The sequence below is a fragment of the Dyadobacter sp. CY356 genome (assembly GCF_021440195.1).
Lineage (GTDB): Bacteria > Bacteroidota > Bacteroidia > Cytophagales > Spirosomataceae > Dyadobacter.
Genome location: NZ_JAJTSZ010000002.1, coordinates 954191 through 980106, shown reverse-complemented (window position 1 = coordinate 980106; position 25916 = coordinate 954191). Strand labels below are relative to the sequence as shown.

Annotated in this window: 24 protein-coding genes and 1 pseudogene; 4 read left to right on the top strand and 21 right to left on the bottom strand. The window is 40.1% G+C overall.

All coding sequences use genetic code 11. The features are described from left to right. Positions 1-36: 36 nt before the first annotated feature. From LXL81_RS10470 to LXL81_RS10450, 6 genes and pseudogenes are all read right to left on the bottom strand, one after another. Positions 37-1851: a glycogen/starch synthase gene (locus LXL81_RS10470; protein ID WP_234646729.1), complete on the bottom strand. Its 1815-nt coding sequence runs from the start codon at positions 1849-1851 to the stop codon at positions 37-39. Positions 1852-2091: 240 nt separating this feature from the next. Then, positions 2092-2268: a DUF6496 domain-containing protein gene (locus LXL81_RS10465; RefSeq protein WP_234646728.1), complete on the bottom strand. Its 177-nt coding sequence runs from the start codon at positions 2266-2268 to the stop codon at positions 2092-2094. A gap of 44 nt (positions 2269-2312) precedes the next feature. Continuing rightward, positions 2313-3218 (bottom strand): alpha/beta fold hydrolase, encoded by a 906-nt coding sequence (locus LXL81_RS10460; protein WP_234646727.1) that lies wholly within the window; start codon positions 3216-3218, stop codon positions 2313-2315. A gap of 205 nt (positions 3219-3423) precedes the next feature. Beyond that, positions 3424-3519 (bottom strand): hypothetical protein, encoded by a 96-nt coding sequence (locus tag LXL81_RS29305; RefSeq protein ID WP_409013880.1) that lies wholly within the window; start codon positions 3517-3519, stop codon positions 3424-3426. A 101-nt stretch (positions 3520-3620) separates the two neighbouring features. Then, positions 3621-3764 (bottom strand): annotated as a pseudogene (locus LXL81_RS29300) (phage tail protein); the annotation flags it as partial. Between the two features lie 85 nt (positions 3765-3849). Further along, a complete protein-coding gene (locus tag LXL81_RS10450) occupies positions 3850-4014 on the bottom strand; it encodes a hypothetical protein (protein ID WP_234646726.1) in 165 nt (54 codons plus the stop codon). 580 nt (positions 4015-4594) lie between these two features. Between LXL81_RS10450 and LXL81_RS10445 the strand changes: the two genes are divergently transcribed. Further along, positions 4595-5161 carry a Crp/Fnr family transcriptional regulator gene (locus LXL81_RS10445; protein ID WP_234646725.1) on the top strand — a complete coding sequence of 189 codons (567 nt, stop codon included), beginning with the start codon at positions 4595-4597 and terminating at the stop codon, positions 5159-5161. A gap of 63 nt (positions 5162-5224) precedes the next feature. On the opposite strand, the gene LXL81_RS10440 is transcribed toward LXL81_RS10445, so the two are convergent. Both LXL81_RS10440 and LXL81_RS10435 read right to left on the bottom strand, forming a co-directional pair. Then, positions 5225-7795 carry an ABC transporter permease gene (locus LXL81_RS10440; protein WP_234646724.1) on the bottom strand — a complete coding sequence of 857 codons (2571 nt, stop codon included), beginning with the start codon at positions 7793-7795 and terminating at the stop codon, positions 5225-5227. 44 nt (positions 7796-7839) lie between these two features. Beyond that, positions 7840-8529: an ABC transporter ATP-binding protein gene (locus LXL81_RS10435; RefSeq protein ID WP_234646723.1), complete on the bottom strand. Its 690-nt coding sequence runs from the start codon at positions 8527-8529 to the stop codon at positions 7840-7842. A 201-nt stretch (positions 8530-8730) separates the two neighbouring features. On the opposite strand from LXL81_RS10435, the gene LXL81_RS10430 reads away from it, so the two are divergent. Next, positions 8731-9411 carry an arylesterase gene (locus LXL81_RS10430; RefSeq protein WP_234646722.1) on the top strand — a complete coding sequence of 227 codons (681 nt, stop codon included), beginning with the start codon at positions 8731-8733 and terminating at the stop codon, positions 9409-9411. A 13-nt stretch (positions 9412-9424) separates the two neighbouring features. Here the strand turns inward: LXL81_RS10430 and LXL81_RS10425 are convergent, their stop codons facing one another. From LXL81_RS10425 to LXL81_RS10410, 4 genes are all read right to left on the bottom strand, one after another. Further along, positions 9425-9709: a hypothetical protein gene (locus tag LXL81_RS10425; protein ID WP_234646721.1), complete on the bottom strand. Its 285-nt coding sequence runs from the start codon at positions 9707-9709 to the stop codon at positions 9425-9427. A 39-nt stretch (positions 9710-9748) separates the two neighbouring features. Further along, a complete protein-coding gene (locus LXL81_RS10420) occupies positions 9749-10033 on the bottom strand; it encodes a hypothetical protein (RefSeq protein WP_234646720.1) in 285 nt (94 codons plus the stop codon). Positions 10034-10081: 48 nt separating this feature from the next. Then, positions 10082-10633 carry a hypothetical protein gene (locus tag LXL81_RS10415; RefSeq protein WP_234646719.1) on the bottom strand — a complete coding sequence of 184 codons (552 nt, stop codon included), beginning with the start codon at positions 10631-10633 and terminating at the stop codon, positions 10082-10084. 160 nt (positions 10634-10793) lie between these two features. After that, a complete protein-coding gene (locus LXL81_RS10410) occupies positions 10794-10958 on the bottom strand; it encodes a lmo0937 family membrane protein (protein WP_194120062.1) in 165 nt (54 codons plus the stop codon). Positions 10959-11245: 287 nt separating this feature from the next. On the opposite strand from LXL81_RS10410, the gene LXL81_RS10405 reads away from it, so the two are divergent. Further along, a complete protein-coding gene (locus LXL81_RS10405) occupies positions 11246-11542 on the top strand; it encodes a GNAT family N-acetyltransferase (protein ID WP_234646718.1) in 297 nt (98 codons plus the stop codon). 9 nt (positions 11543-11551) lie between these two features. Here LXL81_RS10405 and LXL81_RS10400 read toward each other — a convergent pair whose 3' ends face one another. Together LXL81_RS10400 and LXL81_RS10395 are read right to left on the bottom strand one after the other, a co-directional pair. After that, a complete protein-coding gene (locus tag LXL81_RS10400; protein ID WP_234646717.1) occupies positions 11552-12865 on the bottom strand; it encodes a voltage-gated chloride channel family protein in 1314 nt (437 codons plus the stop codon). 160 nt (positions 12866-13025) lie between these two features. Next, the gene (locus LXL81_RS10395; RefSeq protein WP_234646716.1) at positions 13026-14939 is read right to left on the bottom strand and encodes a T9SS type A sorting domain-containing protein; all 1914 of its coding nucleotides are present in this window, start codon (positions 14937-14939) and stop codon (positions 13026-13028) included. A 145-nt stretch (positions 14940-15084) separates the two neighbouring features. Between LXL81_RS10395 and LXL81_RS10390 the strand changes: the two genes are divergently transcribed. Next, positions 15085-15657: a DUF1543 domain-containing protein gene (locus tag LXL81_RS10390; RefSeq protein ID WP_234646715.1), complete on the top strand. Its 573-nt coding sequence runs from the start codon at positions 15085-15087 to the stop codon at positions 15655-15657. A gap of 70 nt (positions 15658-15727) precedes the next feature. Here the strand turns inward: LXL81_RS10390 and LXL81_RS10385 are convergent, their stop codons facing one another. The 7 genes from LXL81_RS10385 to LXL81_RS10355 all read right to left on the bottom strand — a co-directional run bounded on the left by LXL81_RS10385 (position 15728) and on the right by LXL81_RS10355 (position 25913). After that, positions 15728-16867, bottom strand: coding sequence for an efflux RND transporter periplasmic adaptor subunit (locus tag LXL81_RS10385; protein ID WP_234646714.1), 1140 nt, complete (start codon positions 16865-16867; stop codon positions 15728-15730). A gap of 17 nt (positions 16868-16884) precedes the next feature. After that, on the bottom strand, positions 16885-20124 hold the full coding sequence (locus tag LXL81_RS10380; protein WP_234646713.1) for an efflux RND transporter permease subunit: 3240 nt from the start codon (positions 20122-20124) through the stop codon (positions 16885-16887). Between the two features lie 68 nt (positions 20125-20192). Then, positions 20193-21662 carry a TolC family protein gene (locus tag LXL81_RS10375; protein WP_234646712.1) on the bottom strand — a complete coding sequence of 490 codons (1470 nt, stop codon included), beginning with the start codon at positions 21660-21662 and terminating at the stop codon, positions 20193-20195. Positions 21663-21764: 102 nt separating this feature from the next. Continuing rightward, complete coding sequence (locus tag LXL81_RS10370; RefSeq protein ID WP_234646711.1) at positions 21765-22670, bottom strand: AraC family transcriptional regulator; 906 nt, start codon at positions 22668-22670, stop codon at positions 21765-21767. A 690-nt stretch (positions 22671-23360) separates the two neighbouring features. Then, positions 23361-23597, bottom strand: a complete 237-nt coding sequence (locus LXL81_RS10365; RefSeq protein WP_234646710.1) for a hypothetical protein — start codon at positions 23595-23597, stop codon at positions 23361-23363. A gap of 124 nt (positions 23598-23721) precedes the next feature. Further along, the gene (locus tag LXL81_RS10360) at positions 23722-24873 is read right to left on the bottom strand and encodes a glycosyltransferase (protein ID WP_234646709.1); all 1152 of its coding nucleotides are present in this window, start codon (positions 24871-24873) and stop codon (positions 23722-23724) included. A gap of 38 nt (positions 24874-24911) precedes the next feature. Beyond that, entirely contained in the window at positions 24912-25913 is a 1002-nt protein-coding gene (locus LXL81_RS10355) for a lysylphosphatidylglycerol synthase domain-containing protein (protein ID WP_234646708.1), read from the bottom strand. Between the last annotated feature and the right edge of the window lie 3 nt (positions 25914-25916).

The following is a 25916-nucleotide window of genomic DNA, read 5'->3' as shown; positions in this document are numbered from 1 at the left end:
CATCTGTAAAAAGGTGAAAATTCGTGATTTTTTGCTTTAATAAAGACTTGTTGCAGGCTGGCTACGCATCATGGCCAGTTTATAGATTTCCTCATAACGCGGCTGAATTTCTGACCAGCAGAGCTTTTCAATCGCTGTGTTTTTCATGGTGCTTCTTGGGATGAAAGGATTTTTAACGAAGCTCTGGGTGAAATTATACAGCATTTCTGCAAGCTGGTAAGCAGCGCCCTCATCAGACCGAAACTTTCTGTCGAGTATATACATTTCTTTCTCCTCATGATTGGGAACATTGGCCTGAATGAATTGTCCAAATCCGGAAAGATTGCTCACAACGGTGGGAGTACCAACGACAACAGATTCCATAGGTGCATATCCCCAGGGTTGATACAGATCAGGAAATATTCCTAAATGACAGCCGGAGACAAACTCATTATAATCCATTCCTAATAATGAAGTGGCCCTTTCGATAAACTCATTATGGTAGACCACCTTGACAGCAGAATTTTTACTATTATCTAAACCGCATAAGCGGCAAAAATCGGTGATCTCGTCTTCATGAACCAGGTGGTGTGTCGCTACGGCTGGTAAATGTTGCTGTTTAAATCCGGCTACTGTCCTTTTCCATGTTTGCAGCAGATCATCGTCTAGTAATTTGTTGATATCAGGCAGAGCTGAGCCACCGTCATGTGTGACCGACGCATAGATCCTTGGCCCAAGTTTGGAACTGATTTTCATGCATAACTTCTGCATATGCTGATAGCGTGACCTGGCTTCCAGAACATCCGCCTTTATGGAATAATGCGGTCTTGGTGATACAATAAACAAAATAACCGTAATGCCGGAATCTGCTTCCTGTAATTTTTCATTAAGTTGTTCTATTGCTTTCAGCGTTATATCAAAACCTTTGTTTCTATATTCATAACGGCCGGAAGTGAAAAAATATAAGGTCTTTTCAGTATTGAATTGATAACTTGGAAAGAATAATCCCTTCACAAATTCATCGATCATCCGGCGGTATTTTTGATGTATTGTAAAGCTTTCATGGGGAAATCGCTGCTGAAAGTTTAGCCCATTCGGGATAATTACATCAGGACATCTGCCTAGAAAAATTTCGCATTCCGTAGCGCATTGCTGACTTACCGTTGTGAGGACATTCGCATGTAAGGCAGCAGCTTTTTCTATTCCTGCGGGTGCTTCAATATTGTAATAGGCAGCTTTTTCTTCTATGTTAAACGTGTGCAGTTTGTTGTAAAAATCATATTCATTTGGCGCGAGATATCTGCCTGGCACCGTCGCATGTGCAGTAAAAACGGTTGAAATTTTAATTTTGTCATTATGGAGCTGGGGAAGACAACTTGCTGACATCCACTCGTGAAAATGAGCAATCAAATCCTGGTCCTTATTAGAAAAATTTCTAAGTGTAGTAAAGAAAATCCGGACAATTTCGCCAAAAGAAAGAACCTGATCAGTGAGCGCATCTGCACGGATTGAAGAGATTTTATGATCATCCCATAATTTTGTTTTTACCTGGTTCAGATCTATTAAATGACTGTTAGGATTATATAAAATCACCAGTGGGCGGGAGGATTGTAGAAGCCAGTAACCCAGATGGATTTCATAACCCATATCGCGCATAAGCAATATTGTTTTACCAACAGGACATTCCCCTGTTACTGCCACTGCTTTAAAATCCAGCCGGGCGATATCCGGAAAATAAGGTCCGAGAAGATAATAATTATCTTCCCGGACGTCCATCACAGCGGGAATTTTAGACTTGATAAATGTATAAATCCCACCTATTTGATTACATATTTCCCATGCAACTTCAAATAAGATTGTGTTAGGTTTCAAAATGACGGAGGATAGAAAAATGTTGAGTTTTAAAAGAGGGTACAAGTGTGTATATTGAGAAAACAGGTCAGATTATGACAGAATTTTCAAACGAAAATAATTACAATTATAAACGGGATTCTTACATTAAAGTCTAAACCGAAAAAATCAGGTTTGAAGCTTCCTAAAATGTATTTGAGCCAAAAAAATACCCGTCCGACTGTAAAAGCTGAACGGGTATTTTTATCTGATTATAAAACGCTACTTCTTCTTTTCAGGAACATTTGCTCCTGCCTTACGCGCTTCTGACAAGCCGATCGCAACGGCTTGTTTCTTTGACGTTACTTTCTTGCCTGTGCCGGTTTTCAGCTTTCCTTCTTTTTGTTCATGAAGTGCAGCTTGCACTTTTTCACCGGCTTTTTCTGAATATTTAGCCATTGGATTTTATTTTAAATCGTTCAACACAATCCTTCTCCCAAAATCTAGATTATGATATTACCACCGTTTTGAACCGCGCTTATAGCCTGTTCTGCAACTTCTGAATGCAGCGGTTTTCCAGCAATAAACCGGATCAGATCATCATTCAGCCTTTCCTTTTCTGTAATAAAAAGTCCGTGTGGTGCATTTTCATAAACAATATATTCTGCGGCCGGCATCAATTCTGCTGTCCTTTTTCCACTCACTTCAATAGGAACCGTTTTATCAGCATCACCATGAATAATCAAAGTTGGCACATTGATCACTTTCAGATCTTCTCGGAAATCCGTTTCGCTGAATGAGCGGATACATTTGCTTGTAGCACGGCCGGAAGCCTGCAAAGCCAGCATATTATGCCAGGTCATAATTTCATCGCTCACATTAGGACTCAGGAACGAGTTACCATAAAATCCCTTTGCAAATTCTGCCAGAAATTTTGGACGGTCATCTTCCGAAGCCGTTACAAATTCGTCAAACATTTCCTTTGGCAGACCATCCGGGTTGCTTTCTGTTTTCAACATAAAGGGTACCACAGAACTGATAAAAACTACCTTTGAAATTCTTTGATCACCATATTTCGACATATAACGAGCAACTTCCCCGCCGCCCATGGAGAATCCAACAAGCGTGACATCGTGCAGATCAAGTTCTTCCAAAACTGCATTTAAATCACCTGCCAGCGTATCATAGTCATAACCTTCCCATGGTTTATCTGATTTTCCAAAACCGCGACGGTCATAAGCGATGCAACGCAAGAAATGTTTTGGCAAAACATTCAATTGATATTCCCACATTTCACTGCTCAATGGCCATCCTGAAATAAATACAACAGGTTTTCCATGTCCAATATCCTGTACGTACAGATTTACTGGTTTATCCGAATTTCCTGAATTTGATTCGATGAAAGTCATAACGATTTAGAATTATTTAGTTTGAAAGTTTGATGAAACGGCACAGGATGAGAGAATTCCAAACTGCCGTAGTAACCTAAATAAAATAATCGTTCCAAATATTTTCTTCGGACACAAATCCTGTTTTGCATCAACCATAAAGAAAATAAAAGCCGCATGGAAGACAGAACTTCCATGCGGCTGAGTTAGATAGATAATTTCTTTTTTAGCTGCTGATCAACACTTTATAAGATTTTTTGCTGCCATTAACATACTGCAATGAGACAATGTAAATACCGGCCGGAAAACGTGAAACGTCAATGACGGCACTCGATTTTTTGTCAGATTTATAAGCGTATGAGCCTGCTCGCCTCCCCGTTCACCAAGCTGGTGCACTTCGCCCATTTGTATAGGTGTTCTTCCTCTCACGTCCGGCAGCGCAAAGTTGACTCTCCCGTCACCTCCGAAAGTTGTTCCCAAAAGTGCAAATAATGCCTGATTCTGGTTTATAGCTAATAATTGTCCATTGGTCAGCGCCCAGCCTTTCGGAGCAAACTGAAAGCTCATAACTCTTATTTCAGCCAAAAACAGTTCTGCCATGATCGCTATTTTTATTATATTAAGTCAATGAATTAGAATACAGTCCGTGTTCTTACATGCTGTTAAAGGCAAAAACTCTGCTGTTTTTTTCATATAAAGAAAAGTCAACTTTTGCATCCTTTCCGTCGAATTTTACGATAAGCCGGAGTGATCCTGTTTTGGCCAGAAGTGTATTCGGAATCGTTTTTTCCGGAAGATTTTGAATCGGGGTCAGCACGTCTGCGAGTTGTTCACCAGTATATTTTTGAACCAGTTCAGGAAGGGCAGATGCAATACTTTCAAGATGAAATCCGGAAAATGAATTACAGTATTCCCGTTGGTTGGAAGTGTTTTTTCTAAAAAAAGAACAGCAATATCATTAATACAATCGTAAAAATTCTATTGACAGCTGTAATGAATAAAAGTTTGTAACTTTTATCTATAAGTATTGGATAATAATTTGAAAATCTGGTATTAAATAATCAAAAATAGAAAATCAGATTCAAATCCACCTGGTAGTATTTTGATTTAAATATCTGATTTCAAGATGATTGCCAGTACTGATCAATGTTCTCTGTCTTTTAATTCTATTGAATTAATTTACTTTTCCTCTAAACTATTCACGCAAAAACATTGAACTCTATCCCAGTTGTAAGCGCGCACTTTCTAATAATTCTATATTAAGTTTTCGATATTAAATAAATAAAATTATAATTAATTGTACATTAGGTTTAAAATGTTTAGTAATACTATATTTTGAATAGTAAAAGTTTCCTTTACAAAATTATAAGTTAGATTTTTACTTAAATTTTCAGGACTTGGAAGATCTTTACATTTATATAAACAGTATAATTACTCTGTCTGAGCAGGGATGGAGTGCCTTGAAAAAGGTTCTTAACTTGCGGCAAGTTAAAAAAGGTGAATATTTATTGCATGCAGGAGAAATAAGTGACGCGCTTTTTTACATCGAAAAAGGTTATTGCAGAGCTTATTATGATTACGATGGAAAGACGATCAATACCAATTTTTATTTTGAAACGGAATTTGCCACCAATATCAGAAGCATGAAATCCGGAGCCGGATCCGAATATTTTATCCGGGCTGAGGAAGAAATGCGTGTGATCGTTTTTAATAAAGATAAGCTTTACGAATTATTCAGCCGGTCTGTCGAGGTTGATACCATGGGTAGAAGATTGATGGAAGAAATTCTGGCACGACAGGAGCAGCAGGCGCATATTTTCAAGCTTGATAGTGCTTTGGAACGTTATAAATATATGTCCGGAATCCAACCACAAATTCTTGAAAGAGTTCCTCTGATACACATAGCTTCTTACCTCGGCATCAGTTTGCAGACCCTCACTGAAATTCACAATACCCAAAAATAATCTTACTCTTAAAGCCTGCTGATAAATTAGTATTGCTTTCCTAACAACCAGCCATTCCCTTCACTAAACATCCTGACGCAAAACTTCCAGGGGAGATTTGGATAAAATTCCACGGCTGTTAATTAATCCAATGATTACCGTCAGTGAGGAAACAAGCAAAAACAATAACAAAACCGGCAAAAGCTCCGGTTTGAATTCTGTTTCAAAAGTGAATTTTGCAAGTGCCCAGCTACTGAGTAATGCAAGTAAAATCCCGGTTAAGGAAGCCATCGCACCAAGGAAAAAGTATTCCAGAGCTGTGATAGCAAAAATCTGTTTCCGGCTTGCTCCCAAAGTCCTGAGCAAGACACTTTCCTGCAACCGCTGATATTTACTGATCAGTACGGATGAAATAAGCACTACAATTCCAGTCAGAATACTGAAACCAGCCATGAAACGGATAACAAAACCAATCTTGTTGAATAGGTCGTCAATCACTTTTAAGACCAGCGCAAGATCTATAATCGAGATATTTGGAAATTTTTGAACCAATGCCTGCTGAAACCTGGCTGAAACCTCAGCGGATGGCACATGCGTTAAAAGTACATGAAACTGAGGGGCATCTTCCAAAACGCCTGTTGGAAAAACAACAAGGAAATTGGTCTGCACTTCGGCCCAGTTAACATTTCTAGTGCTTGCCACATAAGTCTGCATGATGGTACCCTGAACATTGAAAACAAGTGTATCACCCAAATCCATATTACCTCGTTTGGCGAAACCTTCTTCTACGGAAACGGGAATTAGTTCAGACTTGGGATCATATTTTCCAATCCATTCACCCTGCACAATTTTTTCGGATGACGTAAGCGAATCCCGGAAAGTGACACGATATTCTCTGCCAAAAATACGTCGTGACTGTTCTTTGGAAGTATCGCTTTCAGCTGTCGCGGCACTTCGGGAATTGACCTGTTCAAGACGCATATTAACAATAGCAACTGTTTCATTGACAGGAAGTTTTTCCTGTTTTGCCAATGCTATCACTGCATCTTTTTGACTTGATTGAATATCAAATAAAACGATATTGGGTTTATTCCCGCTGGACGACAATTTGACACGATTTAAGAGAATTGTTTGCGTGAAAAACAAGGTGCAGATAAATAAGGTACCCAGGCCAATGGCAACGATCAGAATAATTGTTTGATTATTTGGGCGGAAAAGATTTGCTAATCCCTGACGCCACAGATAGCTCCATGAGGCCGGGAAAAATCTACGGACTAACCACATCAACAAAATTGCCATGCCTGTCAGCACGAGAAAAGATCCCAAAATTCCCGCTGTAAAAGAAAGTGCCTGTATCCAGTTTTGTGTCTGTAGATAAGAAAAACCAAGTATGAAACCGACGATCAGTATGTATACGATCCAGGTTACCGGATCCCTTTGTGATTTTCCGGTATCCGCCGTATTTCGAAGAACATTGAGTGGTGATATTTTCCTGATCGAGACCAAAGGCGGCATCGCAAAAAGTATTGAAATAATTAACCCAATACCAATACCCTGCCCGATTGCGGGCCACGACAGACCTGTGGTAAGTTCAAAAGGAAGGAAATCTTTGATAACAATCGGCAAAAACTGCTGAATAATACTTCCGAGAGCAGCACCCAAAACAGAACCAAAAAGCCCGATCCCGGCAATTTGAATGAGATAAATAAGAAATGCCTGATAACCTTTTACGCCAAGACACCGGAGAATGGCAATTGAATTAAGTTTTTCCCGGATATAAATATGAACTGCGCTGGCAACGCCGATACAACCAAGAAGCAAGGCGATAAAACCCACCAAAGCCAGAAATTGCGTCAGGTCTTTGAATGATCTTCCGGTATCTTCTTTTTGGCTTTGTACGGTTTTATGATCAAGGTCAGCAGCATCAAGTCTGGTTTCCAGAGTTTTAACCAGTTTCTCAACATCTGTTTCCGGTGCAAATTTGATATAATTCCGGTAAGCGATCCGGCTACCTTTTTGCATCAAACCTGTCTGGTCCAGATATTTCATCGGGATATAAACGGACGGTGCAACCGAACTTGTCAGTCCGGTTTGTCCAGGCGCTTTTAATAAAATTCCTGCTATTGCAAACGTTACTTCACCAACTTTAATAGAATCCCCAACCCTGGCTTCATATTGCAGCATAAGTGTTTGATCCACCAACGCTTCTTTTCCATTTCTAAATGTTTTCCCTGCACTTGTCGGGCTCGTTTCAAGTTCACCATAAAACGGAAAATCACCATCAAGAGCCTTCACCTGAGCCAGACGATTTCCATTATTTTTTGGAAATAAAATCATCGACGCAAAGCTTCTTTCTTCGGAACGTTTGGTACCTAGTGAATCGATCAGTTTTTTTGCTTTTCCGGTGACAGGCTTATTGCTGAAAAGTTCAAGATCAGCACCCAGAAGCGTAGCGGCCTGACTATCAATATTCTGTCTTAAATTATCTCCCAAAGAATAAATGGCGACCAGCGCAGCGATGCCCAGTACGATGGACGAAACAAACAGAAGTAACCTGGAACGGTTTCTCCTGCTGTCGCGCCAGGCCATTTGTAATAGCCAGGGAAAATTCAAGCCTTCGTTTTTATCTTCTGACGATGTTTCGGATGGGATCATTTTGTATCAGATTCACTATAAAAGGAAATGAAATAAATCAGGTTTCAGACAATCAGACCAGGTGTATCTGAAATGATTTTCCCCCCTTTTATTTTGATGATTCTTTGTGTTTTGGCAGCAAGTTCGAGGTCGTGGGTTACAACCACCAGCGTAGTTCCTGCTTCTTTATTAAGGTCAAAAAGCAGCTTCACAACTTTTTCACTCGTTTCAGCGTCCAGATTACCTGTTGGCTCATCAGCAAATAAAATTTGTGGTTTATTTGAAAAAGCCCTGGCCAGGGAAACGCGCTGCTGCTCGCCTCCGCTGAGTTGTGTTGGATAATGGTGACTTCTATCGGCCAGGCCGACTTTATCCAGCAAATCCAGTGCTCTTGGTTTTATATTTTTTTCGCCCCGAAGTTCAAGTGGTACCATTACATTTTCAAGCGCTGTCAAAGTCGGCATGAGCTGAAAGTTCTGGAAAATAAAACCGACATATTTATTTCTAACCGCTGCCAGCTGATCTTCACTCAACCCATCCAGACGCGTTTCATGCAGTTCTACTTTGCCGGAAGTTGAGCGGTCCAAACCTGCGCATAAGCCCAGAAGTGTAGTTTTTCCACTTCCGGACGGCCCCACAATTGACATGGTTGAACCAGCCTCAACGGAAAAACTGATATTATCCAGCACAGTAAGAGACCTGCTGCCACTTTGATAGATTTTACTAACCTGATCCAGATTCAGTATCGTATTCATTAAATTTTTCGTTGTTAAGATTTTCGGCAACCTTGTCGGCGTGATCTTTTTATCAAATAATCCAACCTGATCAACGCGCAGGAAATATAAAGTATTAATATTATATTTTTACATGTTGATTGCAGCCAATTGTAAAGATAGGCGGTATTAAATTGTATTTAAACCAAAATTAAAAAAGCTTAAACTGACAAGACCTGATCTATGAACAATCTATTTTCAATCGTAAGATTATTCGTTATAATTATAGTACTAGCCGCCTGTAACGGTAATAAAAAAACTGAACCAACTGAATCTGCAAAATCCGGAAAGGAGGAAACTGTCAAAAAAGGTAAAAAGACCATCTTGTTTTTTGGTAACAGCCTTACAGCAGGATATGGCCTTGACGATCCTTCGAAAAGTTTTGCCAGCCTAACACAACAAAGGATCGATTCGCTGGGTCTGGATTATAAAGTTGTAAATGGGGGAGTAAGCGGAGAAACAACGGCTGGAGGAAATAGCCGCGTAGACTGGATATTGAAGCAGCCAGTGGATATTTTCATTCTTGAACTGGGTGGAAATGATGGGCTTAGAGGTATTCCCGTAAGTGAAACCAAGAAGAATCTTCAATCGATTCTTGACAAAGTCAAAGCCAGGTATCCGGATGCTAAACTGGTGCTTGCAGGAATGCAAATGCCACCAAGTATGGGGAAGCAGTATACAACTGAATTTAGAAACGTTTACACAGATATTGCTGCTGCTAATAAACTTACTTTAATCCCTTTCCTTTTGCAGGGCGTTGGCGGAGAAGCGAAATTAAACCAGCCGGATGGTATTCACCCAAGTGTGGAGGGGCACAAAATTGTGGCTGAAACAGTCTGGAAATCACTTAAAGATTTATTGTAAAAACTCTGGGAAATCAGACAGGTTTGATGATTTCCCAGAGTTCGAGTTTGGCTTCCATTATTTCCTTTTTAGAAATATAGTTGTCATATGCATCATGATTTGTAGTGTTTTTAAACTTCGGTTTTACAACCCTTGTAATGTATTCACTATCACTGAATGGATCTATCCAACGATCCGAATCCGCTTCACGAAGAAATATGGAATATCCCCAGTTTGATTTATTAAGATGAACATATAACCAAACTGATACTTTAACCCGGCTTCCATCCTTCCGTTTAAATATCTTCTCGTGTGTCATTTAAATACTTTTTGATCAATACTCTTAACCCAAATTATGCTATACTAATTCCTTAATTCTGGATTCCAGCATATTTTTAATTGTGTTCATTTTAAGCAAAACCGGATCGTTCCCATTTTCATCCAGTGTCAGTTTTTCATATTGCTCACGTATTCGGCCGGTGACCTGAAACCAGTGATCGTCAGCAATTTTGTAGCTAATCGCTTCCATATCCTGATTTATAAATTCATCCAGAATATCGTTGGCAACATCTTCCGGGTATTTTTCTATGGTATCGAAAATGAAAAAACCGTTTTCGTGGCGGCATTTTACATAATTTTCCATGTTGAGGAGCGAAGTTTATGATTTGCTAAAAATGTCAGGATTTTACTTTTAATCTTCATGGACCTGTCTTCCACCAAGGCCGTTCCAGACCGTGATGATCTCCATCCGGTCTTCAACTGTTTTTGGTTTAAAGCCGATAATGATGCCGCCATCTTTCAAGCTTTTTTCATAATGTTCAGCATGGTGTTTGGAAATCCCGGAGCCTACCAGTGCACCAATAATCCCACCGGCAATTCCTCCAGCACCTGCCCCCGTTAAGGAAGCCAGGATGGGTCCGGCCACTGCAATGCCCAGTCCTGGAACAATTACAGCAGTTCCGATAGCGGCAATGGCACCAGCCACCGCACCGGCAGTTCCGCCGATAGCAGTTCCAAGTCCTGCTTTTTCGAGGGTTTTATGCCCGGTATGTTCATCCGTTTTATGCTCCTTAGTTTCTTCTGAAAGATGCAACGTTTGCGTATCACCGGAAATGATCACAGTAATTTCATCCGCGGCGTAACCACGATTTATTAACTCGTCATAAGCTTTTTGTGCCCCTTCTCTTGTTTTAAAAACAGATGTTATTGTATCAGGAACAGGGTTATAGTCTGTATTTTCCATATTATTTGTCAGGTTAGCCACTTTAAGCCGGCAAGTCTGTTTTCATAACAATTATGCCAAGCTGCTAAATTTTCTGTTGTTTTTGGGGTTTTAACAAGGCAAAAAAAACTCAGGATTTCCAATGGAAACCCTGAGCAAATATCATTGATGAAGTATTTCTTTAGACAACTCTGTCTCCACGTATCAATCTAAGTATAACCGCAACAACAGCAATTACCAACAGAACGTGAATGATGTTACCCATTCCAAAACTGGCAAAGCCGAAATAACCGATTAGCCATAAAATAACCAGAATTACGGCTATTGTATAAAGTAAATTCCCCATGGTGGTAGTAAAGTTAGTTAATATGAAAAAGTATACTGAGATATATTAAAAATAAGTGCCAGCATACTTCTGCTTCATAAAAGCGTAATTATTCCCCGTATTTATATTTTATTCCATTTTGGAATATTAATTTTTATTGGAGTTGTGGAAAAAAACACTCAAAATCACGTCTCAGTGCGTTTATGTAATAAGTTGCACTACAAAAATAGTTGAAACTGAAAGTTGCAAACCGTTGTATAATGGATAGTGACAAGTTAAATTGCCTTAACTAAACATAAAAACCGGCTATGAGTGGAAAATATGATGATGTTCCTTTAGTTGATAATAAAGAGAAACACAATTTTGAATTTATTGTAGATAATCACAGATCATTTATAGACTATGTTATTAAATACGACCACGTATATCTGATACACACCGAAGTTGCGCCGGAGCTTGAAGGGAGAGGTGTTGCATCAGCGATGGTTACTAAAACGCTTGAATATATTGAATCTGAAAACAGAAAGATCGTTCCGAGATGTTCTTATGTGCTGGATTACCTTGAAAGGCATCCGGAATGGAAAAGACTGGTGGCAAATTATTGAGTGAGCTTTTTAAAGCTCACTCATTTTCTTTCCTTCATTTTCAATAAAATATGAATTTTTCGCTTCCCCGATAATCTGGGCATTGTAAATGCTGGTGTTGCCGGAAAAAAGGTAAGACACTACGCAGGCGATGGCTACATAAACGCCGCATTCAGCGCCAAATAATTCGATCGCCATAAAAATGCAGGCAAGTGGTGTATTGGTAGCACCTGCAAAAACAGCTACAAAGCCCATTCCGGCTAATAATCCGACGGGCAACGGAATGAAATAGGAAAGGGCATTTCCCAGAGTGGCGCCTATAAAAAACAAAGGTGTGACTTCTCCGCCTTTAAATCCGGCGCTCAAAGTGATGATGGTGAAAACAATTTTTAGCAAAAAGTCGTAAGCCGGGAGACTTTGTTCAAAGGATTCCAGAATGGTTGGAATGCCGAGTCCGATATATTTTGTTGTGCCCAAAATCCAAACCCCACCTGCCACGATAATCCCTCCGATCACGGGACGAAATGGTGGATAACTAACATAAGTTTTGAATAATTTGCCGGTTTGACGTATGGTTTTGCTAAAAAAAGCTGCTGTTATACCAAAAAATAATCCGGCAAGAATACTGAACAAAATGTTAACGGCGGTAATTTTTGGAATGAAAGTAATGTGATAATGTGTATGAGAAACCTGCCAGGCATCAGTGACAAGGCTTGCCAGAATTGCCGAAAGAAAAGCCGGGAATATGGCGTTGTACCGTATGCGTCCGAGTAGAAAAACTTCCAGTCCGAATATGGCACCTGCAAGAGGGGTTCCAAAAACGGAACCAAAACCGGCACTGATTGCTGCAATAAGGAGGACTTTTCTGTCGTCCGGATTAAGTTTGAAAATGCGGCTAAACTGATCACCGATCGCACCAGCCATTTGTAACGCCGTCCCCTCACGTCCTGCTGACCCTCCGAAAATATGGGTTGTTATGGTCCCAATTAAAACAAGAGGCGCCATTTTAAATGGAATCCAGTCTTTTGGATTATGGATGGTATCAATCAATAAATTATTGCCGCCTTCAACTTCCTTACCAAAATAATGATACAGCAATCCGACAGCAAAACCGGCGACAGGAAGCAATGCGATCAGCCAAAGGTGCGACTCGCGCAGTTCAGTTGCCCATTGCAGAGAAACAAGAAAAAATGCGGAAACCGAGCCAACGCAGATTCCAAGTACCGAGCATATCAAAATCCATCTGATTATATAACCGGATGATGGATATTTCTGATTGATTTTGGAGAAATAGAGGTAACTTTTTGTTTTTACAAACGTTGATCTTTGATCTGTAAAAGGCATAACTATCCTGGCTTAAAATGAACATAACCAGGCGCCATCAGCTTTTTTAGGGCGGTTCAATTAGGAAGACACCATTTCCTTTGATGCGCAAATATAAAAAAACAGTTTAGCGCATCCAATTTTTCAGATTAAAATAGGATCACTAATTTCTGACCGCCGGTTAATGCACCAGCAGCTTTTTGGCAGGCAACTTTTCTTCAGAATCAAGTTGTATAAAATAAGTGGCTGGTGACAGGTTCGAAATATCTAAAATTAATTCGCTTTTACGATTTACCTTTTGTCTGACTATTATTTGTCCGGAAGCATTTATCACATTCAAATTCCCGGAAACGGCTTGTTTGAACTGAACGGTAATCTTGTCATGCCTGTTTGCAGGGTTTGGAAACACAGAAATTAAATTATCTGCTTCTTTCAGTACACCAAGCACAACGGGAGCCTGAACATTAGCATAACCATAATCAGCTGATTCCGATAATTGTCCTATGGATTTCAAACGGTAAGTCACCTCCCCGGTTTCTGAACTAAGGTTGTCCTGATAAGTCTGTGTAGTAAGATTGGCTATTGTTTTAAATGATGTTTCAGAGGAGGTTTTCCTTTGTAAAACATAACTTTTCGCATCCGTGGTCGACGGCCATGAAAGTGTAACATTGGCCAATTCATCAATAGTCGCCGTTAGCACTGGTATGGTGAGTGCAGTACCAATATTTACGTTGTAAAAAGAAAGCGCACGCATTCCTGATTTATTTGTCAGATATGGCCCCAGATAAGGATAAAATGGCCCGCCTTCTGCAATGTATGGAGGTAAATAATCGATGGTCTGTGCCGTTTGTGAGCCGTTTAATTCGAGAATAATCCTGTTATCATCAGCTTTTCCGGAGACTATATTGCCTGAAACATTATTCAGATAAAAGAAATCTTTCATATCCAGTACTGTGCCGTTTGTGTAATTATATTTAGCCGGATAAACCAATTCCTGTCCCTCATCAAATGTCAGGATCAATTGTTTTTTTTCGTTTGATGTATAAAAGGCTTTTTTTAACGCGGGTGAGTTTATGTTTGCCGTGTCTTTTAAAGTATAAAAATCTTTGGCAATGATTCTGGATAATTCCAGACCACTCTGTCTGTTTCCTTCTCTGCCATAATGTAAGCCGTCAAAATCCCTGGTTCCAACCGTTGCAAGCACACGGATATCCGGATATATTTCGGGAAGCCTGCGCTGATAATCACGGATTTGCGCACCGGTGATGCTTTGATAATATATGACGTCGATCTGGAAAACATACAGTTTTTCAAGATTGGGTAAATCAAGTTTGAGATTGTTATATAACTTTTTAAAATTTCCCGGCCAGTCTGCACCCTCGTGATAAGCTTCAGTTTCACCTTGTCTGAAAATAAAGGTTTTCGCGGCGTTTATTAAGCCACCTTTTTTAATCCGGTAAAGCATACGTCCATAGCCGTTGTTAAGATCTGCCGGATTATTATCCGTTCTCTGCGCGTGCATGGCGGCAGATGACCAGTGAAATCCTCCATTGATGAGGCAGTTGGGAATTCCCGAAGTTTGAGCCAGCTGTTTTTGCAATTCCAAACCCATTGTTCCTACACCATTGTAATACGCCTGCTGGTTTGACAAAGCCCACAGCGTATCAGCCGGAATGTAGGTTTCAGTATTCAGAGTTCCGGTAATTTTTCCAAACGTACGGCAATATTGGTTGGTATCTGCCTCGGTGAAAAAACCGGTAGAATTCGATTGCCCTGTAAGAATATAAACGTCCCCGCTGACAACATTTTTCCGGGTTACCATAAGCGTAGAATCGTTTGGCTGACAAGCATATACTTTGAACGAATATTCTGCAAGTTCCGCCTTGATCTTTGTTTCTGTGGTAAAAGATCCTGCTCCTTTATTATTATAGCTAATCGGAGCTTTCAAATATTTGATTAATTTGTCGTTTCTGAAAACCTGAACGGATATGTAGCTGAAACCGGGAGCTTCAATAAATCCGGATACCGGCACGACTGATTCACTTTGCGCATTACGTGGATAAAGCTGGTAATCCTGCGGTAATTGGTTAAACACAACAGAGTAAAATCTCTGCGCCTTGGCCGGATTGGTAGCCGTAAATATTAAAAAGATGGGTATTAGGAAAGCAAATAAAAAGGGGAAATTTTTAAATACCACGTTGAGGTAAAATTTTATAATCACAGGTCGTTAACTTTAAAAAATGAATAAGTTAAAACTTTATATGATTCTGGTTGGATGCAGGCCGCCAGGTCGTTTTACCGAGCAGCATGATGTATTTTTCGGAATCGGTGAGTCAGTTACAAAAATGATACCACATATCATCCGGTTTTGGCCTGAGGCAAAAGGAAAGATGCATCTGGATGCTTTTCGGGAGGTAAACATTATGGATGGCTATGAAATTGAGGTTCTGGAACGCAGTGAGCAGTCTGGTGAAGAAGGAAATTTGAAATTATTTTTTATTAATCTGGGTGGATATAAAAAAGGAGAGTTCGATGAATTTCATTACAAAATGCTCATCGTAGCAAAGTCTCAAAGTGAAGCCATTGCCATTTCCAAAGAAACAGCCTTTTTCAGACATACCGGATTCAAAGGCGCCCCTTCCCATGTTGACGATAAATACGGAATTGATGTTGATGATATTTTTCAGGTCCAGGAAATACTGGCACCAGCTTTTAAAGAAAAATATCATTTGAAAATTTCGAAAAAGGAAGGTCCCGAAGATGAGCTTCATTTAGGATTTTTTCCTTTTAAAAAAATAGAAGATGAATTTTGAAATGATATAAAACAAAAGCCCTGAAAATGCTGTTCCAGGGCTTTTGTTTTATACCGAAAAAGTAAATCTCTTACAATGTTGCCAGTTTAGTATGCAGCGTTGAGCCATTTCTGACTTCTTCACTTGCTTTTTTTACCAACTGATCTTTTACCTGAAGGTTACTGCTGAAAATTTCTATTGTACTGTCCAGTTCTCTTCCCTTTTTTACATCAACCCATAAAGCTTTGTTGTCAACCACCTTTACAACAAAAACTCTTTCCATAGAATTAACAAGCGCGGTTTTTGGGATAACAAAAGAAGGGACGTCTGACGAAAGTGGAATTTCTACCTCTGCAACCATACCAGGAAACAATTTTTTGTCATCATTGAAAACATCCATTTCAATTCTTTCTGAACGAAGTCTGCTGTCAAGTGCACCGGCCAGACGTTTTACTTTGGCTTTAAATTTCTGGTTTGGATATGCCTTTACAGAAAAGCTTATTTCAGTCTCATTGGTAACATAACCTACATATGCTTCCGGTATGGAAACGACCAAACGCATTTTTTTCTGTTCCTGCAAAGTGAATAGCGGGAATTCTGAACCTTTTCCGGCAGGGCCTACATAGGCGCCGGGACTAATGTTTTTTGCAGTAATAATCCCGGAAAAGGGTGCTCTGATTTCAAGATAATTTTTGCTCGCGCCAACTTCTTTCTGACTTGCTTTTGCTGATTGAAGCTGCGCGTAATCAGCATCCATACGGGCCAGAGCCTGATCCAGGTCATTTTGCGAAATCGTTCCCGGTGTTTTGCTGGTTTCTACCAAACGTGAATAATTTGCTTTGCTGGCAATATAGGCAGCTTCCTGTGCTTTCACTCTTGATTCCGCTCCGGCGAGCCTTGAATTTAATTCCGGTGCCTCCATCGAAACAAGCAATTGTCCTTCTTTAACTTCTGAACCAACATCGGCGTAGATCTTTTTCACGAAACTGGTTTCTCTGGCATACAAGTCCACATTTCTGAATGAAATAAGCTCTCCGGGTGTGTGAAAAGCTGTTGACAGATCTTCTTTTTCAAGTGGGAAAGTAACTATGGCAGAAGGACCAGCGGCCGCTTTTTCATCTTTTTCTGTTTTCTCTTTTTCCTCAGCATTGGAACTACATCCTATAACAGTCGCAATCAGGAAACTGAAAATCAGTCCGTTTATGATCGAATATTTATTTGTTGGTTGCATCAGGTTATATTTTACAATTAATGAGCAGGTATATAAAATTTACTTTCCTTATCCCCAGGGTCAAGAGAAACCGAATCTGTTGATGTTTTTTCCTGCACCCAGGCAAAAACCAGCGGTAAAATTACGAGTGCAGCCACAGTGGAAGCAATCAATCCGCCAATTACCGCTCTTGCCAGAGGTGAGGCCTGATCGCCGCCTTCGCCTAGTCCGGCTGCCATTGGAATCATCCCCACGATCATCGCGACACTGGTCATTAAAATAGGCCGGAGACGAAGCTCTACGGCTTCTTTTGCCGAAAGCAAAGCATTGCCATTATGTTTTCTGAGCTGTTCGGCGTTGGTTACCAAAAGTACTGCATTGGAGATTGATACCCCGACCGACATTATGATTCCCATATATGACTGCAAATTTAATGTAGATCCTGTAATTGTCAACATTGCCAATGCTCCCAATAACACAGCGGGGACGGTGGTAAGTACTACAAGTGATACTTTAAATGACTGGAAATTAGCCGCCAGCATCAGGAAAATCACAACAATGGCAACTCCCAAACCGGATTGAAGGCTGTCAAGTGTTTCTGTTAGAACAGTACTCAGACCAATTGGTTCAATCGTAAGACCGCGTGGCAATTCTCCCAAAGAAGCAATGGCTTCATTGACTGCTTTGGAAGCTGTTCCAAGGTCGGTTTTATGTAAATTGGCAGTTACAGACATAATGGGCATGGCTCCCAAATTGTCGTTTTCACCATAGGTTGTATCCAGTTTTATTGTTGCCACATCACTCAATACCGGGCGCGTCGAATTTTTTAAAACAGGAATTTCTCCGATGCTGTTAACGCTATTCATGAGGTTTTCAGGAACCTGTACCTGAACGGCGTAACTAAGCCCGATTTTTTCATCCAGCCAAACGTTTTTCTCAGTATAACGTGATGAAGAAGTTGACGCAGTCAGTGAACGTGAAACATCTGACATGTCAACACCAAGCTGTGCTGCACGTGTTCTGTCCACATCAATATTTACTGCCGGATAATGAAGCGGCTGTGCAATCTGAACATCACGAAGGAAATTGATCTGTTGTAGTTTTGCTACTATTTTGTTGGCATATTCTTCATTTTGCTTTTTATTTTTCCCCATGATCCGTACTTCAACGGGAGTAGGAGAGCCTTGACTTAAAATTTTATCTGTCAGTTCAATAGGTTCGAAAGAAACCTTTACATCTGGCAAATTTTGCTTCATTTTTGCTCTCACACTTTCTTTAAGGTCGTCAAGCTGTACTTTATAATCTTCCTTTAAACTTACCTGAAGAATTGCATCGTGAGGTCCGCTTGTAAACAAATAAATAGGATTGGTTGAGAACTGAGCCGGGTGCATACCGACAAATGCAGAGGTGATCGCGATGTTCTCTTTCCCAACAATTGATTCCAGTACTCCAATGGTTTTGAGCAATTTTTCTTCTGTCCGTTCAATCCTTGTTCCATCGGGTACCCGAATATGCAGCTGAAACTGGCGGCCATTTACTTTTGGCAAAACGTCACGACCAATATTTACAAGCAGTAATCCTGCTACACCGGTAATTATCACAACATAAGCGAGCACAACAAGTTTTTTGCTGGGAAATAACTTGTCAAGCATACGAACAAAGCCGTTTCTAAACTTTTCGAATCCGCCTACTTTTCCATCATTATTAAAATTCTGAGGTTCTGCCAGTTTTTTCTCATCCCAGGTATCAATTTCACTTCCTGCAATACTTGAATCTACTGCCGGTTTGTGAATTTTGTGCAGGTGGTCTTTCATCAGCCAGTTGGCCATAACGGGAACAAATGTCTGCGAAAGAAGAAAAGATACAAGCATTGAAAATCCAATCGCAAGGGCAAGCGGAAGGAAAAGTGCTCCCGGAATGCCAGTCATTGTAAATGCCGGAGCAAAAACGGCCAGAATACAAAGCAGGATAAGAAGTTTGGGGAAAGCAATCTCTTTACAGGCATCCCAAATCGCGAGTGCTTTGGGTTTTCCGAGATCCAGATGCTGGTGAATATTTTCAATGGTTACCGTCGACTCATCTACCAAAATACCAATTGCAAGTGAAAGGCCACTTAATGTCATGATATTGATCGTTTGCCCGAATAATTTCAAAAACAATACCCCTGCTATAATGGATGTAGGAATTGTCATGATCACAATGAGGGCACCACGCGGATCACCAAGGAAAATCAATACCATGATTCCCGTTAAAATTGCACCAATTGCACCTTCGGTAATCAAACTTTCAACAGCATTGATTACATAAGCGGACTGGTCAAACTCATATGAGATTTTTACATCTTCGGGTAAAATATTCTGAAAACGTGGAATTGCCTTTTTCAGATTTTGAACAACTTCCCAGGTCGAAGCATCTGCTGATTTTGTTATTGGCAAATAAACGGATCTTTTTCCATTGATCAATGCATAACCCGCAGTGAGGTCGGCTCCGTCTTCAACAGTAGCAACATCTTTCAGATACAAGTTTTGTATTGTTCCCTTAAACAAAGGAATATCTCCAAAATCCTTGACATTTTTTATTGAAGTATTTGCAGGTGTCAGATAGTTTTTATCCCCGATACGAACGTTTCCTGCTGGTGTTGCCTGATTATTTACCCTGATTGCTTCTACTAACTGATCCGGGGTAAGATTATGTGAACGTAATAATGCAGGATCCGCCTTAATCAATATAGTACGAAGATTTCCTCCAAATGGCGGCGGAGAAATAAGCCCTGGTATTGAGGTAAAAGAAGAGCGGATGTAAACCTGGGCCAGATCAAGAAGTTCATTATTTGACCGTGTAGCACTGCTAAAAACGAGCTGACCAACCGGCAATGTGGAAGCATCAAACCTGATAATAAATGGTGGCTGAGATCCGGGTGGAAAAGAAGACTGCATCCTGTTGGCAAACGCACTTAATTCGCCGGCTGCCTGAGCCATGTTGGTACCTTCGTAAAAGCTCAGCTTCATCAGGGTTAGTCCCTGGATATTTTTTGTTTCAACGGCTTTTAAACCATTTACAAAAAGAAAAATATTAACATAGGGCTTTCCAAAATAAGCTTCCATCTGGTTTGGCGTAAAACCACCGTAAGGATGGGAGATATAAATAACGGGCAGATCCATGGCCGGAAATATATCTACTTTGATGGTTCGCACTGCGTTAATACCAAAAAAGAACATCCCGGCAACAAGTACTAAAATAGAGATGGGTTTGCGAAGTGCATTTCTTATTAAATCCATATTAATTGGGTAGGGATTAAGCAGTGGGGTACATCGGGTGAAAATGCTTTTCCCTTTTTCATAACATTCTAAAAACTGCTGGTAAACAAACTAAAATCTCCTGCGGCGGCGGCTTTTAATAAGAGAGCCTGCCAAACATTACTGAATGCGATATCTCTGTCAGTTTCTGCACGGTTCAAAACGTAAAGCGCCTGGGTGAGATCTACAATATTGCTGAGCCCGTTTTTATAAAGCGTACTTTTCTGAATGAACGCGTCTGTGGCAGATTTTATCTGAATAGGTGCTTCCTGATAATTGTCCAGCGCATTTTTTATCTTGTTATTCGATAAAAGGAGCTGATTTTTGATTTGCTGATCCGCAAGATCGTATTCATTCTGCATGGCGTTAGAGACAAATTTTTGCGCCAGTACCTGATGACGGATACGAAGGACACTGGTCATATTCCAGACTATCCCTAAACCAAAAAGATAATTTGATCTTACCGGTTTTACGCCGTCATAAAAATTTTGTGTGTAAGAATGCTGATCAGATGCGTAGTTTGAATTGAATCCAGAACCTCTTGTCTGAAAAACACCAAAGGCGGAGAAAGTCGGATAACTTAGCGTTTGATAATATTTTGCCTGCTGGTTACTAAGCGCAATACGATTTGAATAATATTTTAAAAGCGGATGATCAGGACTGGAACTTTGTATTGAATCGCTGAATGAGATGGGTATTTTGGTGATGAAAATCGTATCCAGCGTGAAGTTTTGTTCTTCAACACCCATCAAAACAGCTAAGCGGTTTGCCTGCTCCTGCTCAAAATCCCTTGCGCGCGTGATTGCGATTTTGGCACTTGAAACTTCCGCGTTTGCGAGCGACGAATCTACTCCGGCAATCAGCCCGTTTTTCGCTCTTGTCACTACTACGTTTTTAAGAGCAGTAGCACGAACAAGATTATTTTGCCAGGATTTTGTCAGTCGTTGTGCCGCAAGTAAATTAAGGTAAGCCGCTGCAACACGGATTTCATGCTGAAATAATTCCTGGTCAAGATCGCTCTGGTCGCGTACTACGGTAGACTTGGCAACATTGATTTTTTCGCGTGCGCGCCCGAAAGCAAAAAAGTCCCAGTTGACATTGGTAAGATACATCGCCCCAAAAGCCGAATTCCAGTTTTGACTTGCAAGCGGCAAACCGGAAGAAGCAACACCAAGACCTCCCAATCCATAGAGCGGACCATTCTGACCATTCACTGTGCCATAATCCTGTTGAAGGGAAAGATTAAGATTTGGCAGATAATCTTTTTCACTTTGACGCACCGAAGCCCGGGAAGCGTTGATATAATTTGCTTTCGCTTTCAATGTACCATAATTGCTTTTGGCAGTTGATATAGCATCAGGCAGGGTAAGTGCCTGTGCTCCCACTTTGGTAACGGATAGAAGCAAACTCAAAATTATCAGCGCAAAAAGACTGTTAACTTTTATAAAATTGGGTGAATAACAAAAAGACCGGAAGATTATTAAAGTCTGATAGGGACTTAGGGCGGAATTTGATCTCATTTTAACCATTTTCTTAACTTGTATTCTAAGGTCACAAAAGTACTGCAAGACAATGCACTTATTACTATGTATTTCAAACAATAAACTGTAAAATTCAAACATTCATTTTCTAAAGGAATTTGGTGTTATTCCGGTTTGTTTTTTAAACAGATTATTGAAGTATTCAGGGTATTCAAATCCAAGGCAATAAGCGATTTCCGAAATGCTCCAATTGGAATTTTTTAATAATATTTTAGATTCCTGTATCAACCTTTCAGTGATGTGTTCGGTTGTGGTCTTTCCGGTTACTTCCTTCAGTGCCCTGTTAAGGTGGTTGATATGAACGGATAAACGCTGGGCATAATCTTTGGCTGTGCGGAGCTGTAATTTATGTTCAGGCGAATCGATTGGAAATTGTCTGTCCATCAGCTCAACAAAGTAGGAAGTAATCCGGCCCGATCCGGTTATATGACTGTCGCTGATCTGTGAGGCTTGCATTTTTACAGCTTCATGAATAATCAGGTTTACATAATTTTTGATTAATTCGTACTTGTAAATATAGGCAGACTCAATTTCAACGCACATTTTTTGATATAGATCCAGAAGATATTTCTCTTGCTGTTCCGTTATAAAAAATACGGGGATTGTATCGATTTTAGATATGGGCGAATCCATAAAACTTTTCGTTCGACTCATTCCGTTCAAAAACTCGTCATTAAAAAGGCAAAAATAACCGGATTGGTTTTCTGAAACCGTTTCCCAGGAATAAGGCACATTTCTGTTAAAGAAAACAAGTGCGTTCTGATTTATGTCAATTTCTGTATCTCCATAAAGCAATTTTCCCTTACCGATTATAAGAGAGATCTTGTAATAGTCCCGGCGGCTGTATGCATTATAACGATTACAAAATTTCCGTGAAAATACGTTGAAGTGTCCCTGTGTCTGTTGCGCATTATTATGATCCACCGGAATGGATTTGGCAGCCGGATGTGATTTGTAAAAATCCTCGATTGATTCACTGATTATCATGCCATAAAGCTATGAAATTCAAATAACAGCAGCAAAGATTAATGAATGATGACCGGGATTTTAATAATAAACTAATTTTATCAGATCATTTAAAAAATTGTAAAAAATGATACAGGCGGCTGAATAAGTTGACGTAAATGAAAAAAACCGGATAAATCCGGTTTTATATTCGTCATGGATCAATAATTTCAAAATGTCTTAAACAGTCAGGATCGATCAAGGATAAGTCATGGCAAATAGGATGCGATACAAAGGTTATACACCTGGCCAGTTCATTTATCCGAATATCATTTTTAGGCTTCCAGACATATGTCTTACCGTTACTGCCGGATTTGGCTGGATTAAACTCCTCAAAGTTTGATCGTGGAGTATTTTTGTGCTCTCTCATAACAATAATGTTAAGGATGAGTGATTTAAGGTGATCAAACTTACATATTTGATCATTAAATGTCAAGCACAAATAGTTATTATTCTACATATCCATAAAAGATTTTTTACATCTTTTTGAATTAAAAGGAGAGAAACAGATTTTGACGGACAGAGAACTTTTGAAAGGTAATAAGAGAGTCCCCGATTACTCAATGAGTTTTCAGAAATTAATCACAAAAAAATTAAAAGGAGAGTTGAGATTAAGACTTTTACCAGTACTCACGGAGTCTTAAACATCGAAGAGCGCATAAAAAAGTACTGTTACATGCCTGCGTAAACCGAACGTTTTTCCAAACCTGGCAGCGTTGCTTTTTGTACTGATTGTGTTTGCTGTCCTTTAACAGATTTTTCAGCCAGGTCAACATTTGTAGTTCTGGATAATGGTTTTGTCCAGCACATATAGAAACCTAACATCAAAAAAAGCACAACCGTAGACAATCCGAGAGACCAAAGGACTGCATCCACGCAACGTTTTGAGAACGATAAAAGACTGTTCATATTATTTCATGATGGTTAGTTTGTCAGAAAATGGGCGTTACCAGACCCCATTGTGTTTCTGTTTGCAGGAATATGTACGAAAACCATGCCTAAATAGATTAACCAGGCGGCTTATTAGTTGAAATCAGGTGAGTTTACGACCCTTCCATTCATATTCTGGTTTTTGTGCAATTAATCCAAAAAAACATACATAGAAAGGATAGAAGATTTGAGTAAACGGTATGAAGAAAATAGACACAGATTTTTTGAGAAAATGTAGAACTGTCCCCAAAAATAACCATTCCGGGGCGCATTTGATCAGAAGTAAAATTCCGAAATCTCTTCCGGTCAGGTTTTCCGACAACCATAACAGACCAGCAACAATCACGGAAAGATTACATAGAAAAATGTAAAGTGCAAGTAAAAGGGGTGTCTTGCTTTGATAGTGTTTCCATTTGCTTGCCCAACGTTTTCTTTGCCTGAAAAACAGCGACCATTCCGTATGCGCTTTGGTGGAAACAACGGCTTCCGGATTTTTTAAAAATTTGATACTCCCCGGATATTTCGCGGCAATTTTATGCATTAAAAATTCGTCATCACCCGAAGCAATATGTCTCACACCATCATAACCATCAACGGCAAAAAAGGCACTTTTTTCATAAGCCAGATTTGCTCCGTTGCAAAGTGACGGAAATCCCGCGGCTATTGCACTTGCGCCGCTTCCGATAAGGCTCGAAAACTCCACCGTCTGCAAATAATCTGTGAATGAAGATTCTTTGAAAAACGTAACCGGGCCACTGATCAATTTTGCTTTGGATGACATCTGGCAGTCGGATATGGCCTGAAGCCATCCGGATCTTACCCGGCAGTCGCCGTCTGTGGTCACGATTATGTTTCCTTTTGCCTGGATGATGGCTGTTTCTATTGCCCGTTTTTTTGGCGACGTAGTAGGAATATTGGGAAGAGAAATTAAAGAAATGTTACAGGACGAATGTAAACTTAGTTTCTTAACAATGGCCGCAGTCTGATCCGTTGAGCTGTCATCCACTACCAATACTTCAAAGCGTTCGTATGGAAAACTTTGCTTTTCAAGATCGTTTAAAAGATTTTCAATATTGTCCTGCTCGTTGCGCACAGGGATTATGACAGAGAGAAAATTGGATGTGCTACTTTGTTTTTTATTAATGGCTGGAATAAATTTCCAGAGAACATATAACAGGATGGTGAATATACCGTAGCTTGAAATTAATATCCATAAAATTGGCACCAGCCACGGAGTTATATACTGTTCAGTCATTTTGTGTCAATTTACTATAAGAAGGAAATTCCTGAAGCTTATTTCAAACCTTTCCATTTGTACTTCCAAAGTAGGAAAATTCCAATGAGTATCGGGCCCAGAACGTTAATGATCCATACCAGAAATGTGGCCGCAATGATCTGTTCAGTGGGTAAATTGTATTGTTTAAAAACAAAAAGTGCTGTGAACTCGCGCAGTCCAAGATCTCCTAACACGTTCACAGCCGGGATAAGTGTTTTAGCCAAAAAAATAAGTGCCGCGCATGCAGATAGATTTGCATAGTTTAAACCGAAATCAAAGAGGGACAAAACCAGCACAAACTGAGATAAAAAAACAAGATAACGGAGCGAGCCGTATGTTGTCGCCACCATCAGGTCTGCTGCGGTGTATTGGCCGATAATCTGAAAATAGGATAGCATTTTAGATAGAAAAACGGTCTTCGTTTTCCACGTCGTCAATTTTTGGCGATATATTATGATGATTATCGCAAGTAATATCAATACAATGAGAAGTCCGTTTAATACAGATCTTGCAAGAGGGTCAAGCCCGAGCTTTTCGCCGACCCAAAGCAAACCCAAGCCACCGCCGATGATGGATACATAAAACTGAATACCATTAGAAACCAGCGCTGCGCCAATAGCTTTTAACCTGTCGTGGGAGCGGAGGGAGGCCACGCGTCCGATCGTATCGCCTAGCTGAGCTGGTGCTGCTACACCTATAGCCAATCCGGTTAATGTTCCCCGAAATGCGTCCCAAAAGGTTACCGGCACGGCTTTTCTCGCCAGCCGCTGCCATTTTAAACTTTCCAGAGCCCAGTTCACGGGTACCAATATCAATATGAAGGAAATAATTAAAATATGTTTTTGGACGAAGATTGTTTTATAAACCAGACCTACATCCCGGATCCCTTTTTGTTCATTTTCAAAAGTGTGATAGATGTAGCTGACGATCAATAGGGTCACTACAAGTTTTGCCACCCAGAATAGCTTTCGCCAGGTTGTTTTTTCTTTTGGAGAAGAGAGTTGCTTATCTTGCACCATGAT